The following is a 3,136-nucleotide window of genomic DNA, read 5'->3' on the forward strand; positions in this document are numbered from 1 at the left end:
GGACGGGAGCATCGAGCGGTCCTGCTTCACTGCCGTCCCAGGCACGGATGCGGACGGGAAGAGGCGCGCCGAGCAGCCGTTCGGTGAGCGCGCTGATTCGTGAGGCGACATCGGTCATTGCACACACCTCCATACGGAAGGGGTGGAACCCCGTACATGCAACACGATTGTCGTGCGAACTATGCCGACTCACACACCGGTTTGTCTCCACGTCACCTCGCGGGAAGCGTGCCGGGAGGGTGCGGTGCGAAGGGGGCGCCCGCACCACGGATGGCGGACGCCCTCTTCGGCGTTCTCGACGAAGCTCCGGTCAGGAGGCCTTGGCGGCTTCCCGCTCGTGCGTACGGCTCTCCTTCACACGGGTCTTCCGGTCCGCGGCGGCCTCCTCGGCCGCGGCGGCGGTCACCGGCGAGGCGGCCTCGTAGAACTCCTCGCGCGGGTGCTCCATCGCGCCGAGCGAGACGACCTCACGCTTGAGGAACATGCCCAGGGTCCAGTCGGCGAGGACCCGGACCTTGCGGTTCCAGGTCGGCACCGCCAGACCGTGGTAGCCGCGGTGCATGTACCAGGCGAGGCGACCCTTGAGCTTGATGCTGAACTTGCCCAGGACGATCATCGCGACGCCCTTGTGCAGGCCGAGACCGGCGACGGCTCCCTTGTTGGCGTGCTTGTACTCGCCTTGGGGGAAGCCGCGGAGGCCGGAGATGACGTTGTCGCCGAGCGCCTTGGCCTGGCGCAGCGCGTGCTGCGCGTTGGGCGGGCAGAAGGAGGTGTTCCCGTCCCCCGCGGCCTTGCGCGCGGCCAGGTCCGGCACCTGGGCGTTGTCGCCGGCGGCCCAGATGTGGCCGGTGCCGCGGACCTGCATGGTGGCGTCGACGTCCACGTGGCCCTTGGGGCCGAGCGGCAGACCGAAGCGGGCCAGCGCCGGGTTCGGCTTCACACCGGCGGTCCACACGATGGTGTTGGAGTCGACCTCGAGGCCGTTCCGCAGCACCACGTGACCGCCGACGCAGGAGTCCAGCGAGGTGCTGAGGTAGACCTCGACACCGCGGCTCCGCAGGTGCTCCAGGCCCCACTCGCCGAGCTTCGGGCCGACCTCCGGCAGGATGCCGGGGGCGGCGTCGACGAGCAGGAACCGCATGTCCTCGCGCTTGACGCTCGGGTAGTACTTGGCGGCGTCCCGCGCCATGTCCTCGACCTCGCCGATGGTCTCCGCGCCCGCGAAGCCGCCGCCGACGAAGACGAACGTCATCGCGCGGCGCCGGACGTCCTCGTCGGTGGTCGAGTCGGCCCTGTCCAGCTGTTCCAGCACGTGGTTGCGCAGGCCTATGGCCTCCTCGACGCCCTTCATGCCGATGCCGTTCTCGGCCAGGCCGGGGATCGGGAAGGTGCGCGAGACGGCGCCCATGGCGATGACCAGGTAGTCGAAGGGCAGGTCGTACGCCTCGCCGACCAGCGGCGCGACGGTGGCGACCCGCCGGTCCTGGTCGATGGTCGTGACGCGGCCGGTGAGAACCTCCGCCTTGGGCAGCACACGTCGCAGCGGAACCACGACGTGGCGCGGTGAGATGCTGCCGGCAGCGGCTTCGGGAAGGAAGGGCTGGTACGTCATGTACGAGCGCGGGTCGACGACGGTGACGGTCGCCTCGCCGTAGCGCATCTTCTTGAGGATGCGGCGCGCCGCGTACAGGCCGACGTACCCACCACCCACTACGAGGATTCGGGGACGCTCCGTGGTGCTCATGCCATCGAGTATCCCTCGCTACCGGCGGGTGACCTCGTGAGGGGCTTCACAAGCACCCCGGCACCCCCTGTTACACTCCCCGGCCCGCTCCCTGGCCTCCTGCGCCGCCGCGGCACCGGCAGGCCGTGCCAGGCCTTGAATGCCGCCCTGAGCTGCGCGTATCACGACGGCCACCAAAGGCCCGCAGCCGTGGCCACACAACCGTCACCGGGCCGTCACGGGGCCGGAAGCCTGCGTTCCGCCAACGGTGGCCGCCGCGGGCTCACAGATCCCACCACCAGCGGTGTGATCTGCGTCCGACGAGGCACTTTTCCATGTGAAGTAATTCACGAAGTTTCTCGCGAGGGTCTTCGGCAGGGTCTCGCGGGGCGTCGATCATGTCTATCAAGCGAGTCCCGCGGTGCTCAAGTGAGGCTCTGGGCAACGCCGTCGGCCACCCGGCGGTCAGCCGTCCTCGGCCTGCTGTGCCACCTGATACGCGATGCCGTCGAGGATGTCGTGCTCGCTGACGACGACCTCCGGCGTGCCGGTCCGCTCCATGACCGACAGCAGTATGAGCGCGCCCGCCCCGATCACGTCCACCCGGCCGGGGTGCATCACCGGGATCGCGGCCCGCTCGTCGTGCGTGGCGGACAGCAGCCGCTCCGCGATCTCGCCGACCTGCCCGGCGGTGAGACGGGAGTGGTGGATCGCGGCGGAGTCGTAGGAGTCCAGACCGAGGGCGATGCCGGCGACGGTGGTGACCGTTCCGGCGAGGCCGACGAGGGTGCGGGCCTCGGCCAGCGGCACCGCCTGCTCCGCCTGGTCGAGCGCGTGGGCGATGTCCGCCCGCATCGCGCGCACCTGGTCCGGCGTGACCGGGTCGGAGAGCTGGTGCCGCTCGGTGAGCCGTACGCAGCCGATGTCGACCGAGCGCGCGGCCCGTACATGTTCGTCGCCCACCACGAACTCGGTGGAGCCGCCGCCGATGTCCACCACGAGATACGGCCGGTCCAGGTCCTGCCGGCCCGCCAGCTCCTTCGTCGCACCGGTGAAGGAGAACTCCGCCTCCTGGTCGCCGGTGATCACCTCCGGCCGCACGCCCAGGATGTCCACGACGCCCCGCACGAACTCGTCGCGGTTCTCGGCGTCCCGCGAGGCGGAGGTGGCGACGAAGCGCAGGTGTCGCGCGCCGTGCTCCTCGATGACCCGCGCGTACGTACGGCACGCGGTGAAGGTGCGCTCCAGCGCCTCCGGCGCGAGACGCCCGGTACGGTCCACGCCCTGGCCGAGCCGGACGATCTCCATCCGCCGGTCCAGGCTCGTCAGTTCACCGGTGCTGGGATCGGCGTCGGCCACCAGCAGGCGGATCGAGTTGGTGCCGCAGTCCACGGCGGCGACGCGGGTCATGCG

General features: G+C 70.4%; 2 protein-coding genes. Both read right to left on the reverse strand.

All coding sequences use genetic code 11. From position 1 onward, the window contains the following. Positions 1–310 precede the first annotated feature (310 nt). On the reverse strand, positions 311–1,744 hold the full coding sequence (locus tag ACRDP3_RS19680) for an NAD(P)/FAD-dependent oxidoreductase (RefSeq protein ID WP_431518285.1): 1,434 nt from the start codon (positions 1,742–1,744) through the stop codon (positions 311–313). A gap of 444 nt (positions 1,745–2,188) precedes the next feature. Further along, positions 2,189–3,133 carry an exopolyphosphatase gene (locus tag ACRDP3_RS19685; protein ID WP_431518286.1) on the reverse strand — a complete coding sequence of 315 codons (945 nt, stop codon included), beginning with the start codon at positions 3,131–3,133 and terminating at the stop codon, positions 2,189–2,191. Between the last annotated feature and the right edge of the window lie 3 nt (positions 3,134–3,136).

It is taken from the genome of Streptomyces sp., assembly GCF_050698815.1.
Taxonomy (GTDB): domain Bacteria; phylum Actinomycetota; class Actinomycetes; order Streptomycetales; family Streptomycetaceae; genus Streptomyces.